Origin of the sequence: Parapedobacter sp., from assembly GCF_035556095.1 — a bacterium.
In the GTDB taxonomy this organism is placed as follows: Bacteria; Bacteroidota; Bacteroidia; order Sphingobacteriales; family Sphingobacteriaceae; genus Parapedobacter.
In genome coordinates, this window is record NZ_DATMFT010000016.1 from 102,287 (window position 1) to 117,434 (window position 15,148).

General features: G+C 49.2%; 10 protein-coding genes. All 10 read left to right on the forward strand.

All coding sequences use genetic code 11. The features are described from left to right. Positions 1 to 106 precede the first annotated feature (106 nt). The 10 genes from VNQ80_RS07560 (at position 107) to VNQ80_RS07605 (ending at position 15,132) form a co-directional block, all read left to right on the forward strand. Entirely contained in the window at positions 107 to 1,945 is a 1,839-nt protein-coding gene (locus tag VNQ80_RS07560) for a GxGYxYP domain-containing protein (RefSeq protein ID WP_325637082.1), read from the forward strand. Positions 1,946 to 1,976: 31 nt separating this feature from the next. Then, positions 1,977 to 4,262: a GH92 family glycosyl hydrolase gene (locus tag VNQ80_RS07565; protein WP_414692988.1), complete on the forward strand. Its 2,286-nt coding sequence runs from the start codon at positions 1,977 to 1,979 to the stop codon at positions 4,260 to 4,262. Between the two features lie 190 nt (positions 4,263 to 4,452). Further along, positions 4,453 to 6,819 carry a PSD1 and planctomycete cytochrome C domain-containing protein gene (locus VNQ80_RS07570; protein ID WP_325637084.1) on the forward strand — a complete coding sequence of 789 codons (2,367 nt, stop codon included), beginning with the start codon at positions 4,453 to 4,455 and terminating at the stop codon, positions 6,817 to 6,819. 18 nt (positions 6,820 to 6,837) lie between these two features. Next, complete coding sequence (locus VNQ80_RS07575; RefSeq protein ID WP_325637086.1) at positions 6,838 to 8,316, forward strand: DUF1501 domain-containing protein; 1,479 nt, start codon at positions 6,838 to 6,840, stop codon at positions 8,314 to 8,316. A gap of 14 nt (positions 8,317 to 8,330) precedes the next feature. After that, positions 8,331 to 10,484 carry an FN3 associated domain-containing protein gene (locus VNQ80_RS07580; protein WP_325637088.1) on the forward strand — a complete coding sequence of 718 codons (2,154 nt, stop codon included), beginning with the start codon at positions 8,331 to 8,333 and terminating at the stop codon, positions 10,482 to 10,484. A 48-nt stretch (positions 10,485 to 10,532) separates the two neighbouring features. After that, entirely contained in the window at positions 10,533 to 11,369 is an 837-nt protein-coding gene (locus VNQ80_RS07585; protein ID WP_325637090.1) for a hypothetical protein, read from the forward strand. Continuing rightward, positions 11,370 to 12,515, forward strand: a complete 1,146-nt coding sequence (locus VNQ80_RS07590) for a Gfo/Idh/MocA family oxidoreductase (protein ID WP_325637092.1) — start codon at positions 11,370 to 11,372, stop codon at positions 12,513 to 12,515. Continuing rightward, the gene (locus VNQ80_RS07595) at positions 12,512 to 13,078 is read left to right on the forward strand and encodes a D-lyxose/D-mannose family sugar isomerase (protein ID WP_325637094.1); all 567 of its coding nucleotides are present in this window, start codon (positions 12,512 to 12,514) and stop codon (positions 13,076 to 13,078) included. The genes VNQ80_RS07590 and VNQ80_RS07595 overlap by 4 nt, the downstream gene beginning before the upstream one ends. A 31-nt stretch (positions 13,079 to 13,109) precedes the next feature. After that, positions 13,110 to 14,144: a carbohydrate kinase family protein gene (locus VNQ80_RS07600; protein WP_325637096.1), complete on the forward strand. Its 1,035-nt coding sequence runs from the start codon at positions 13,110 to 13,112 to the stop codon at positions 14,142 to 14,144. A 70-nt stretch (positions 14,145 to 14,214) separates the two neighbouring features. After that, positions 14,215 to 15,132: an SMP-30/gluconolactonase/LRE family protein gene (locus VNQ80_RS07605; RefSeq protein ID WP_325637098.1), complete on the forward strand. Its 918-nt coding sequence runs from the start codon at positions 14,215 to 14,217 to the stop codon at positions 15,130 to 15,132. The last annotated feature ends 16 nt before the right edge of the window (positions 15,133 to 15,148 follow it).

The following is a 15,148-nucleotide window of genomic DNA, read 5'->3' on the forward strand; positions in this document are numbered from 1 at the left end:
TCATTCAACTTATAATTTGCTACTGAAATCTGCTATGCGTTACTTAACCTTATTTGGAATTGTTATCGGAGTCATGGGTTGTCGTCTGTCGTACGGGCAGACCAGCATGTCCGATGCAATTGTTGTATTCGATCTGAGATATACCTTGGAAGGCACTTGGGAAGAACCACAGGCGGTGAAGCAGGCTTGGGATCATGCGCATACACTGGCGACGTTGCAGGGGTTGGTTAATAGAGAATCCCCTCGCTTGTATACGTACTTCGTGAAAAACGGTCAACACGATATCGACCGTTATTGGTGGAACAAGTACCGGGCTGAAGGCAAATGGCTTGCAAAGCGGGATACACTGGTGTATCCAGATATTCTTTCGTTGATCGCGGCATTTAGCGGCGATATCAAAGGCGTCGTCGTTTATGACCCGAATGTGCCGGCTACCAGCAACGTAGCATCGGCAGTAGCCGGTGCTGACGGGCTGATTGCCGTCCGTTACGATCCCGATGAGGGGAGCCTCTATCATCAGCTGGTGGAAACCGGGCTGCGCTTACCCGTAAAAGTTCGGCTGGTAAAAAAGAACGGGAAGCCGGTTTTTACAGGCTCGGGGAAGATACCTGGCACTTCGCGTCCTTCAAGCGGATCGGCGAAAAATGACGCCTATCGGTGGTTTATTGAGCACTATCTAAAAAAGGGGAAATGCAATACCGCTTTTGGCGCTTATTACATCGACCAATATTGGATGACCAATCCGACGCGGATAAATCGAAATCACCACACGTTATCCAACCATGACTACTTTGTCAGTCAAAAAGCCTTTTTCTTTGACCTTAGTCCCTGGGCGGACGAGCCGGCCACCGATGATCCTTCTCAACAGCCGGGGACAGACTTGGAAACACTGAAAGAATTTTTGCTATTGGCCTATCAGCAAAATGGTAACGGGAATACATTTACTCATATCGGTGGATTTCCGCCATGGGCATTCAAGTATACCCAACATGCAGGTGGAAAGCACGGTGATGTACCGACGGAGTGGGAATATTCTCGCATCATCAGTGCCTACAATGCATTTAAGGATGCAGACGCTATCGGGTACGGAGCCTTGGCCAATGCGTCGTTTTGGCAACACTATCCACTAAAGGACGTTTATCCCCAAGAGCAGGTCACTGACGAGGAATTGGTGGCACGCGGTTACCTCACGGCGGACGGTAAGCTGGTGGAAAACGGAAAGGAATATCTGGTGTTTTACGTAGGCGACTACGACGCTGCTTCTTGGCTGTCCCAAACCACACCAACGCTGTGGGATGATCCCAACCGGGGGAAAGTGCCACTGATGTGGTGCATCAGTCCGGTTTTAGCGCAACGCGTCCCGATGGCGATGGAATACAGGAGGTCGTCGGCTACGCCAAACGACTATTTCGCAGCAGCGGACAACGGTGCCGGATATCTAATGCCCGGCATGTTGCAGGTGCCCCGAGATGTGTCTGGACTACCCGACGCCACAGCGCAGTGGGCTGTACACAATATGCCGTATTATAAACAATGGGGTCTTTCCATTACGGGTTTTGTCATTGACGGGGAAGCGCCCGGTTTGAACAAAGACGGGCTGGACGCCTATGCACAGTTCAGTCCGGATGGCATTGTACCACAGAAAGTACCATTGACGCTACTGCATGACCGGATGCCGGTGCTGCGCTCGGATGAAGATGTCAATCAGGAAGACCCGGCAACAGCTGCAGCGGTTATTGTAAACCGGGTAGACAAACGGCCTTTGCGTTTCCACTGGTTCCGCAATATTCTGAAATCGCCGAGCTGGTACGTGCAAGTGGTGGATGAAGTGCACAAACGTAATCCGAATATCGAGCTTTTGGACGGAGCTACTTTTTTTGCTTTATACCGGAAATACCTAGAAAACACGCCGGAAGCGGCGCGAGGCTCATGGCCGAATCACTAATTTAATGATGCTCATGAAATCATATTGTAATATGCGTATAAAGTGGATCATATCTTTTTTTGTGGTATTCCATGTCGTGCCTTACCAGCTATTTGCGGGGAGTGACAGGAACCCAGTCGATCGAGTAAACCCTTTGATGGGAACAGATTCAAAGTTTGAATTGTCAAATGGAAACCAATACCCGGTTATTGCGCTGCCCTGGGGGATGAATTTCTGGTCGCCACAAACCGGTAAAATGGGGAATGGGTGGCTATATCAATATTCGGCAGACAAGATCCGTGGCATTAAACAAACTCATCAGGCCAGCGTATGGATAGGCGATTACGGTCAGTTTTCACTGATGCCGGTAACTGGAACGCTTAAGGTTGATGAAGAGGAACGTGCGAGCTGGTTTTCCCATAAGGCCGAAATAGCGAAACCCCATTATTACAGTGTGTATCTGGCCGATCCAGACGTGACGGCAGAAGTCACACCCACAGAGCGGGCTGCGAAATTCAGGTTTACCTACCCGGATACGGATAGCGCATACCTCGTCATTGATGCGTTTGACAACGGGTCATTTATCAAAATAATCCCGGAAGAGCGTAAGGTGATTGGATATACTACAAAAAACAGTGGGGGCGTACCAGAGAATTTTAAGAATTATTTCGTCATCACATTTGATAAGCCCTTTACCTATGCAGCTACTTATGAAAGTAAGCAAAAACAGCATGGACTGGAATACGCTGGAAATCACGCTATCGGTGTAATCGCTTTTCAGACCAAGCATGGTGAAAAGGTGCACGCCAATGTCGCCTCGTCATTCATCAGCCATGAGCAAGCGGAGCGAAATCTCAATGAACTCGGGAACGAGGGCTTTGATGCCATCAAAGCGAAAGGGGAGGCTATATGGAATGCTGAACTGGGTCGAATACAGGTCAGTGGGGGTACGGATGATCAATTGGCGACGTTTTATTCGTGCTTATACCGCGTTTTACTTTACCCCCGTAAATTTTATGAGTATGATGAGGATGGGAATATCGTGCATTACAGTCCATACAACGGGCAGGTTTTGCCAGGCTATATGTTTACCGACAATGGTTTCTGGGATACTTTCCGTGCCGTATTTCCGTTTTTCAACTTGATGTATCCGACGCTGACGGGGCAGATTATGGAAGGCCTCGTGAACACCTATAAAGAAAGTGGATGGCTTCCTGAATGGGCAAGCCCTGGACATCGGGAAAGCATGATTGGTTCCAATTCGGCATCCATCGTCGCTGAAGCTTATTTAAAAGGCGCACGGGGATATGACATCAATGCGTTATATGAAGCATTGCTGAAAAACAGCGAAAATGAAGGGCCGTTGAGTTCGGTAGGGCGACGCGGTGTGGACTATTACAACCGATTGGGATATGTCCCTTACGATGTCGGAATCAACGAAAATGCCGCACGTACGCTGGAATACGCCTACGATGACTTTGCCATTTACAGGTTAGCTAAGGAATTGGGCCGTCCGGCCGAGGAAATTAACCGGTTTGCCAAGCGCGCAGGCAACTATAAACACCTGTTTGATCCGGTATCCGGCTTGATGCGCGGTAAGAACGAAGACGGCGCATTTCAGTCGCCTTTTAATCCGTTTAAATGGGGCGATGCATTTACTGAGGGTAACAGCTGGCATTATAGCTGGTCGGTGTTCCATGATATCCAAGGCCTGATCGATCTTATGGGCGGAAAGGAGAAATTCGTGGCGAAATTGGATTCTGTGTTCGCCCTGCCGCCGGTTTACGATGAAAGTTATTACGGCATCGTTATCCACGAGATACGGGAAATGCAGATTATGAATATGGGTCAATATGCCCATGGTAACCAGCCAATCCAGCACATGACGTACCTATACAACTTTGCCGGGCAGCCCTGGAAGACGCAATATTGGGTTAGGGAGGTGATGGATAAGCTATATCATTCAGGACCTGACGGATACTGCGGAGATGAAGACAACGGGCAAACTTCTGCGTGGTATGTGTTTTCGGCGTTGGGCTTCTATCCCGTTTGCCCGGCAATGGATCAATACGTGATCGGTTCTCCGCTTTTTGAAACCGCGACCTTGATGCTCGAAAATGGGAATCGGGTAACGATTGAAGCGCCGGGAAACCGTGCACAAAACCGGTATATCCGAAAGGCAACAGTAAACGGTAAGGAATATACTAAAAATTGGTTCGATCATGGTGAATTGATGAAGGGTGGCAACGTCGTATTCGAGATGTCCGATAGCCCAAACAAACAACGGGGCGTGAAAGAACAGGATGTTCCCTACTCGTTTTCAACAAGCAAAAGATAGTACTAAATGAACTTGCAGGCAATCAATCCAATGACCATCGGGGTGAATGGTTAACGTTTATATGCGAAAATGGAAACACGATAATCATAGGTTCTCTTGTGTATACAAGTTGAATTAGTATATTTGCGTTAAGTGCAGTAGTGAAAGGACCGATTCTGTACTTATCATAAACAATAGTGTTGCCGTAGTTATGATTCAAGCCAAATTAGCCCGAGTAGCTGTAAACCGGTTTCAGAAATGGACGACGATAGGAGGTATCTGTGGGGTGGTCTTTTTGCTGGCAACATGTAATGCGACCAACGAAGGTGATCATTCCGCTAACACTCGTTTGCCGGATGTCGTGGACTATAATTTTCATATCCGGCCCATATTGTCAGACAAATGCTTTGCGTGCCATGGCCCGGATAACAATACCCGGGAAGCGGGGTTGCGATTGGATACCGAGGAGGGTGCTTACGGCGCATTGGCAGATTATCCGGGTATGTATGCCATCGTGCCCGGTAAACCGGAAGATAGCGAGGTTTACCACCGGTTGGTTTCCGATGATGAAACGTATCGCATGCCCCCGGTTTCGTCAAATCTTGCGCTGACTGACCGCGAAATTAAATTGATTACGCGGTGGATTGAGCAGGGTGCAGAATATAAACCGCATTGGGCATTTACACCTCCGCTAAAGGCTGAAGTTCCGCAGGACGATGGCAAAGGATGGGCACGGAATGAAATTGATCATTTCGTCCTCCAGCGGATGAAAGGAGCCGGTTTCACTCCTAATCCGGTGGCCGAAAAATACCATTTACTGCGCCGCGTAAGTCTGGATCTGACTGGCTTACCACCCGATGTACATCTGATTGATCGCTTTTTGGCAGACGACTCGCCCAATGCTTACGAAAAGGTAGTCGATGAGCTATTGGCTTCCAGCGCCTATGGTGAGCGCATGGCGTTGCACTGGATGGATGTAGCGCGGTACGCCGATTCATACGGTTATCAGGATGACGATATCCGTACCCAGTGGCCGTGGCGCGATTGGGTAATCCACGCGTTTAACGAAAACATGAGCTATGATCAATTCGTTACCTGGCAGTTGGCGGGCGATTTGTTGCCCAACGCGTCCAAGGAGCAACTGTTGGCCACTGCATTCAACAGGAACCACAAAATCACCGAAGAAGGTGGCGTGATTGATGAAGAATATCGGGTAGCGTATACCATAGACAAAGCCAATACCTACTCCAAAGGGATTCTGGGGATAACGATGGAATGCGCACAGTGCCACGATCACAAATATGATCCGTTTTCCCAACAGAACTATTTCAGCTTGTATGCGTTTTTCAACAACACGCTTGAAAGAGGGCTGGAGGGACTGGTTAATTCCGGGCCTTCCAAGACGCCCCGGCTGACGATTTCACAGGAGGACCTGGATGGTGTGTTGGATTTCATCAACAAGTGGGATGACCAGGCTGAAGTAACGGTATCGGTGATGGGCGAACGGGATGTTATTAGATCGACGTTTGTACTGGACCGCGGGCTGTATGATGCGCCAACAACGCGTGTGTACCCTGGCACACCAGAATCTATCCTTGCATTCGATAGTACACAATATGCGTCCAACCGGCTCGGTTTGGCACAATGGACATTCCGTGATGACAATCCGCTGACAGCCCGTGTATTTGTGAACCAGCTATGGGCATTGTTTTTTGGTAACGGATTGGTGCCTACGATTGCCGATTTCGGCAATCAAGGAACATTACCCACACACCCCGAATTGCTCGACTGGCTCGCAGTTGATTTTCGGGAAAATGGTTGGGATATTAAGCGCCTGGTGAAGCAATTCGCGATGAGTGCGACTTATCGGCAATCGTCGCAAATTACGGACAAACATCGGAGAATCGATCCTGACAATCGCTATTATGCCCGCGCTTCCCGCCTACGATTGCCGGCGGAGATGGTCCGTGATCAGGTGCTGGCAAGCAGCGGCTTGCTGAACAAGACCATTGGTGGACCGAGCGTGAAACCCTATCAACCGGATGGAATATGGGAGGTTACCAGTCCCGGAAGAGGAGCGTTGGCCCATTATGTTCAAGACCATGGCGATGCATTGTACCGGCGGGGCATTTATGTGTTCTTTAAGTTAACGTTGCCGCCTCCCAGTATGCTTATATTTGACTCAAGCAACCGCGATATGTGTGAGGTAACCCGGCAGCGGACCAATACACCGCTTCAAGCGTTGGTTATGTTGAATGACCCGACAATATTGGAAGGGGCTCGTGTATTTGCTCAAGAGCTTTTGGCCGTGTCAACCGATACGTCACCACAAAGCTTAATAAAGACCGCATTTAAGCGGATTTTATGTCGAGAAGCAACAACTGATGAAATCGATGTGCTGCAACAGTATTACGAAGAGGAGCAACAGCGTTTCCGCAACGTCCCGGATGAAGCCGACAAATTCTTGCAGGTGGGAGAAGCGCCGCGTAACGCAGATGTACCTGCCATTGAACATGCGGCGTTGATGGCTGTCATCCACGCCATTTATAACCTTGAAGAAGCCACCACACGTGTGTAAACGATAAATCGCTGAGTAATGGAAAGGAAAAGAACACCGCCGATGGAAAATGAAATACAGAATGCCAAATTGTTTCAGAACCGGCGTCAGTTTTTATCGAGCTTAAGCATTGGCATCGGTAGCGCGGCTTTAGGCTCGCTGCTGATTCCCGATTTGTTTTCTGGTGGTAAGAAAGGGCAAGAGGCGTTGGAAAGGGCCATACCGCATTTCGCCCCGAAGGCCAAGCGCGTAATCTACCTGTTTCAGTCGGGGGGCGTTTCTCAACTGGAATCATTCGATTACAAACCGAAATTAAGGGAAATGCTTGGGCAGGACCTGCCCGAATCCGTACGCGGAGGACAACGACTCACGGGTATGACCGCCGGCCAGGCATCGTTTCCATTGGTGGGTTCATATTTTGACTTTGCCCAGCATGGGGAAAGCCGCGCTTGGGTAAGCAGTTTATTTCCGCATACTGCAAAGATTGTCGACGAGCTTTGTATCATCAGATCGATGCACACCGATGCAATCAATCACGATCCAGCCATTACCTTTTTTCAGACGGGTGCCCAGCAAGGCAATCGGCCGAGTATGGGTGCTTGGCTGAGTTACGGACTGGGAAGTGAAAATGAGAATCTTCCCGCATTTTGTGTGTTGATTTCCAAAGGTGCCGGTGATAACCAAGGCATCTATTCGAAGTTGTGGTCGAATGGATTTCTTGACTCCATTCATCAAGGCGTCCAGTTCATGGGCGGTCCCAATCCGGTGCTGTATTTGAATAATCCAGCAGGCGCCGATAAGGCTAGCCGACGGAATTTGCTCGATAAGTTAGCCAAATTGAACGGTATGCAGTTTGAGATTTTCGGTGATGCCGAAATTACCGCCAAGGTGCAGCAGTATGAGATGGCTTACCGTATGCAAACCTCCGTTCCGGAAGTCACGGATGTATCCAAAGAGCCTGACCATATCGTGAAAATGTATGGTCCGGAGTGCCTGGTGCCGGGAACCTATGCCGCGAATTGTCTACTGGCCAGAAAACTGTCGGAAAACGGCGTCCGTTTTGTGCAGCTGTATCACCAGGGGTGGGATCAGCATGGCGCACTTCCCAATTATATGGCCATGCAGGCGAAAGATGTGGACCAAGCTTCGGCGGCATTGGTTACCGATTTAAAACAACGCGGCTTGTTGGATGAAACCCTTGTGATTTGGGGTGGCGAATTCGGCCGTACGAATTTTTGTCAGGGACACCTTGCCGTTGATAATTATGGACGGGACCATCACCCCCGTTGCTTTAGTATCTGGATGGCAGGCGGCGGCGTAAAGCCCGGCATCGTTTATGGCGAGACAGACGAGTTTAGTTACAACATAGCCAAAGATCCGGTTCATGTACATGATTTCCATGCTACGATACTGCATCTCCTCGGGCTAGATCATGAGCGGCTAACCTATCAGCATTTGGGTCGGCGATATCGGCTCACCGATGTGGCAGGTAATGTCGTGAAAAGTATCATAGCTTAAGTTTTTGTGGATTGATGAAAGCACCGAACTGGCGGCTTAATACGCTTATAGGCCTTAACTGTTTTATTGTCTTCTTGCTACTAGCTGAGCACCTGGTTCATATACCGCTGTGGCTGCAGGTCGTGGGGAGGATGCACCCGATGGTGTTGCACTTCCCGATTGTCATGCTGTTGATTGCCGGCGCATTCGTTAATTTCCGTAAGCCGTTGCAGCAATCGTTTCCAGTAACGCGGTTAATCCGCGAAACCTTATTCATCGCCGCAGTGAGTGCCGCCATAACCGTGATCCTGGGGCTGCTCCTTGCCCAGGAGGATGGCTATGAGGGAAATAGTTTCTTGTGGCATAAATGGACCGGGATAGCCATTTCTTTTGTGTCATGCGGGTTAGTGTGGGCGCAGTCGTTGTTAAGCACACACCGTCGGCGCTGGTTTATCTTATCTACAAATGGATGTCTGTGCCTGGTGTTGGTAGCAGGTCATTTTGGGGCAAATCTAACACACGGTGAGCAATTTGTACTGGCACCTCTGAAAAAAGGCGATGATCAACTATTCGACATCCAAACTGCTCAAGTATTTGACGATGTAATATTGCCCATATTAAAAGCGAAATGCCTGTCTTGTCACCGTACCGGCAAATCAAAGGGCGAATTGGTGTTAACTGATTCGGTAACTATTGCCAAAGGAGGTGAAAGCGGTGCCTTGTTCGTTGCCGGCGACCCAGCAGAAAGCTTATTGATCCAGCGGTTGATGCTAGATATTGAGCATGAACACCACATGCCGCCAAAGGGTAAGCCACAATTGACGCCCGAGGAATTGGCACTACTCCAGATCTGGGTGGCCAACGGTGCCCGGTTTGAAGTACCTGTGGCTTCATTGGCTGCCAACGATAGCCTCAGATTGGCGATAAGTGCGGTCTATCAGGTAGCTGAAGATGAACATTTTGATTTCCCAGCTGCAGATACAGACCAGATTAAAACACTTTCTACCCCATACCGTGTTGTGAGGGTGGTAGCCGATGGGTCACCAGCTCTTTTGGTCAATTTTTACGGTGCCGCTTTTTATACCGACCAGTCTTTGGCGGAGCTCGAACCTATTGCCAAACAGATAGTGTCGTTGAACCTAAACGGCATGCCTATCGGGGCAAAGGGAATAGAAACAATCGCAAAATTTGAAAACTTGCGTGATATCAACCTGAATGGTACACCAATAGATGATCAACGCATAGGAAGCCTGAGTGCATTGGGAAACTTGCGAAGCGCGAGACTAAATGGAACCGCGTTGACCGAGATCGGAATCAAGCAATTGTTGGCGAATGATGCACTGCAGGAGGTGTTCATTTGGAATACGGCCATCAGTGATGAGGAGGTAGCCCAGCTCGCCAAGTCGTTCCCGACAAAAAAGATTACGGTGGGGTATGTTGATGACGGACAGACCATCCTCCCGTTGACAGAACCGCAGGTTACGCCGGCGCGGACCTTTTTCCGTGATGAACTGAACGTTGCCATTAGCCATCCCATTCCCCAGGTGCAAATCCGTTATACATTGGATGGGAGTGAGCCAGATAGTCTAAACAGCAAGCTATTTGACGGTCCGATCACCATCGACAGTAATCAGCAGCTGACCGTGAAGGCATTCAAGGAAGGCTGGGGGGCAAGTCCTACTGTAACGCGCAGGTATGTGCAGTCTGGGAAAAAACCAGATCGCATTGTTATGGAAGGGCGGCCCCATACGCTGTATCCGGCACGCCGAGAGCTGTCTTTTTTTGATTTGGAGAGTGGCGGTAGGAACCATGCAGATGGGAAATGGCAGGGCTACTACCAGTCTCCCTTATCTGCTATGTTGCATTTCGACGGGGCAACAGCGATCGATACACTCACACTTAGTGTCATGCAGAATTACGTGGGAATTACGTATATACATGCATTTGCCCCTGAATACATCGAAGTATGGGGAGGAAGCGACAACAACGAAGAAAAACTACTGGCGAAGGTGCTGCCTGTTCCAGATAAGCAGGAGCAGTTGGTGTCGCCCAGACTCATCCACTGCCCAATTAACGCCGAAGTGAGCTACCTGAAATTGATTGCACAACCTTATCGAAAGATTCCTGAGGGATACCCCGGCGCGGGTGCAGAAGCCTGGATGTTTGTGGATGAAATCGTTCTAAAATAAATTAAACAACTTGTATATACAAGTTGTTTAATTTATTATATTTGTGTCATGAAAAATTATAGATTAAACAGACTCTTCAACCGTAAATCAGGTAATTGCTTCGATGTGGCCATTGACCATGGATTCTTTAACGAATATTCATTTTTACACGGAATAGAAAATATTAAGAACGCCGTTGATGTGCTCGTCGACGCGGCTCCGGATGCGATACAGCTTACGATCGGGCAGGCGCATTATCTCCAATCCATCCCCGGCCGCGAAAAGCCGTCGCTGGTATTGCGCACGGACGTCGCCAACGTATATGGTAAACAATTGCCTCGTGCGCTATTCAGCCGGATGATTGAAAATCCGATTGAGCAAGCCATTCGTTTGGATGCCGTATGCGTGGTGGTGAACCTGTTCAGCATCCCGGATGAGCCGGAAGTGACCGACCAATGTGTTCAAAACATATTGAAAATCAAGCCTGAAGCCGAACGCTATGGCATACCGCTGATGGTGGAACCCTTGGTGTTCCGCCCGAATAGCGAAGCGGGAGGATATATGGTGAACGGCGATCCGGAGAAAATTATTCCATTAGTTAGGCAGGGCGTGGAGCTCGGTGCTGACATCATTAAGGCCGATCCGACCGATCACGTGGAAGATTACCATCGTGTGGTAGAAACAGCCGGTGACATTCCCGTGCTGGTTCGTGGGGGAGGAAAAGCAAGCGATGAGGAAATCCTTCAACGTACGTACGGTTTGATGAAGCAAGGCGTAAAGGGTATCGTTTATGGAAGGAATGTTATTCAGCATGCCAATCCGAGCGGCATGACGCGTGCGTTGATGGCTATTGTCCACGAGGGTGCTAAACCAGGGGAAGTAATCGGATTGTTAAAACAGGCATAAATGAAAACAGTAAACATTGGCATCATTGGCGGTGGACTGATGGGGCGTGAGGCTGCAAGCGCATTCGGGCGCTGGTTCGCCCTGAAAGATTTTCCCGTACGGGCGCAGTTGACCGCAGTGTGTGATCTGAATGAGACGATTTTATCGTGGTACAAGCAGATCGAAAGTGTTTCGGTGCTCACCACAGATTACCGCGAACTGATCGATAGCGACCAAGTGGATGTGGTGTATATTGCCGTACCGCACAATTTGCACCGTGAACTATATATCGACATCCTGCGGGCGGGCAAAGACCTACTAGGTGAAAAGCCTTTTGGTATTGATCAGGAAGCTGCGGAGGCAATTGCGGCAGAAGCAGCTAAATTAGGCCGGTTTGTCCGCTGCAGCTCGGAGATGCCTTTTCTGCCGGGCCCCCAGCGGGTAATCAGCGAAGTGCAATCGGGGCGTTTGGGACGGATATTCGAAATCCGGTCGGGTTTCCTCCATGCGAGCGATATGAATGCGCAGAAGCCCATCAATTGGAAACGCCAATCGCAATACTGTGGCGAGATCGGTGTGATGGGCGATTTGGGGATGCACGCGCTGCACGTGCCGCTGCGATTGGGTTGGAAGCCCGTTAAAGTGTTCGCCCAACTGCAGAAAATCATCACTGAGCGGCCCGATGGGAAAGGGGGGATTGCCGAATGTGATACATGGAATAACGCAACACTGAGTACCCAGGTTGTCGTTGATGGCGAACAGGTGCCTATGCAACTGGAAATGAAACGGCTGGCACCCGGTGAAACGAACACGTGGTACATCGAAATTTACGGAACGGAAGGCGGTGTACGTTACAGTACAAAAGACACCAAGGCGTTCTGGCAGTTCACCAATGGCGCTGAGCAATGGTGGAAACGTACGGATCTCGGATTTCAGATGCCTTTCGAAACCATTACAGGAAGTATTTTTGAGGCCGGTTTTCCCGACTGTTTTATGCAGATGATTGCGGCTTATGTTGCCGAACGCGAAGGATTGCTGAACGGGAGGTTTGGTTGCGCAACGCCGGGAGAGGCGGTAGATAGCCACCGGGTTTTCAAAGCAGCCCTGCACTCGCATGAGACCGGATCGTTTGTCGAAGTTCCATACACTAATATGATGGCGATATGAAGCGGTCGGAAATAAATTATGCCGTGCGGTCCGCGATCAGTTTTTTTGAACGTAATGGTTGGGTATTGCCGCCCAATCCGGCGTGGGACGTGACCGATTTTGGCTTGGGGATTTTCCGCAAAGCGGGCCTGGTATTGGTAAACCTTGCTGCGGAAGCCGAGTACTGTGAAAAGCTGATGTATGCCTGGCGTGATCAGACCACACCGGCGCACTACCATAAACAGAAGAAAGAAGATATCATTTGCAGAACAGGACAGCTCGCTGTGACACTGTGGAAAGGAAATCCCGAAGCGACGGGACATGAACTCATTACCGTTAAGATAAACGGCGAGGAGCGTACCGTTATGAACGGGGAGTCGATTACGCTAAATGCTGGTGAACGCATCACCATTACGCCGCTATTGTGGCACGCGTTTCAGCCGGTTTCTTCCGAATGCATTATCGGCGAGGTATCTACTGCCAATGACGATGAAAATGATAACTTCTTCTGGGATGATGAAATCGGGAGATTTCCAGAAATCATCGAGGACGAACCTCCGTTGGTTAAACTGGTGGGTGAATAACAGGCACCTAGCTGAATAGGAAGGAAATATCATGGTTAAGAACAATAAGGATCGATCGGGCTTATTGATAGCAGGTAATTGGATACTGGATCAGGTAAAGCTGATCGATAAATTTCCTGAGGAGCAATCGCTTGTCAATATTCTGCACGAGTATACGAGCAATGGCGGATCAGCCTACAACATTTTGATGGATTTAGTCAAACTGGAGGTTCCCTTTCCACTGGAAGCCATTGGTTTGGTTGGTAATGATTTTAATGGGGTACGAATCGTTGACCATTGCCGCGAGGCGGGTATCGACGTGCGACAGCTGCAAATGACACCTGATACACCAACGTCTTATACCATTGTGACGTCGGTAAAACACACCGGGAAACGTACTTTTTTTCATCACCGCGGAGCCAACTCCCTATTGGATATTGCGCATTTTGATTTTCACATTTCAAATGCGAAGATATTTCACCTGGGCTACCTGCTGTTGCTGGATCGCTTAGATGAAATTCTCCATAACGGAAAGACAAAGGCGTCGCTTTTGCTTGAAAAAGCTAAACAGGAAGGTTTTTTGACTTCCATTGATTTGGTGAGTGAAGACTCCGATCGGTTCACCACCATAATTCCTTGCGCGTTGCCTTATGTGGATTACCTGTTTCTCAATGAGTATGAAGCGAGTCGGCTCTCAGGCATTGATTTAATGGGCGTAACGGGCCGAGCGGAAATGGACGAACGGTGTGCGGAAGTTTTCGACGTTATCTTCCGTATGGGTGTCAATGAATGGGTTATCATTCACCATCCGGATGGCGTATGGGCAGCACGTCGAGATGGCCAACACTTGTTTCAGCCGAGCCTATTGCTCCCTCAAGAAAACATAGTGGGTGCAAATGGAGCAGGCGACGCGCTTGCAGCAGGCGTTTTGATGGGTGTGCACGAAAGTTGGGATATGGCTTCATGCCTTGATTTGGGGGTTTGTGTAGCGGCAGCTAGTTTATCGCATGTAACGTGCTCAGATGGCGTGCACTCCCACACGGATTGCTTGTCACTTTCAAAATTATATGGGTATCGTTCATTTTAATCCGTAACTTAACCGCTCTGGAATTTTTCAGTGAAATGATGAAGATAAGAATAAGCATATCGGCTATAGGATGATCCTGGATATAAAACGGGTAAGCAAATTAGATGCGCCGACATGTATACTCGGCGAAAGTCCAATGTGGCATTCGGGTCGTAAGCAAGCCTTTTGGGTGGATATCCTGGGAGACACTATCACAGCGTATAATTTGGATGACGGCTTGGTAAAGCAATATGATGGAGCCCAGCTGATTTCGCTGGTTTGCCAGGTCGAAGGCAATAACGAACTGCTTGTTGCTGGAGCCCGAGGTGGTGTCGGGTTTTACAATTTGGAGTCCCATGAACTTTCCTTAATTTCTGATCTGAATAGAAGCTGGGAAAATCATCGTTGCAACGACGGTACGGTTGATCGCTTGGGAAATCTGTGGGTCGGATCTACGCATATGGACCATGAGCCCGGAGCAGGCGACTTATACTGCGTTTCAGATGCTTGGCGTGTTTCCAAGAAAATTGAGCAAGTATCGATTTCCAACGGAATGTGTTGGTCGGCAGACAACGAGACCATGTATCATATCGATAGTCCGACGAGGGAAATCAAGGCATTTAAACACAATGCGATAACGGGAGACATCACGTTCGACCGCGTGGCAGTACAGATCCCAGCGTCGCTTGGATTCCCCGATGGCATGGCGATGGATGCCAAGGGGACGGTTTGGGTGGCTATTTGGGGCGGAAGCGGTGTAGGTGGTTACAATGCGCTTACAGGCCAATTGGAACACTGGATTCCTATACCGGCGCCCAACGTGTCATCCTGTGCATTTGTAGGCCCCGAGCTGGATTGTTTGCTGATAACCACGGCCCGAAAAGAAATGGACGAAAAGCAGCTGGCACGTTATCCGGATAGTGGACAGACGTTTGTAGTAAAAATGGAAGTGCCGGGATTACCGACTTACAATTGTCGGCTGCCTATTATAAAAAGCGGTAACGAATAGATGAAAATAAAGAAGA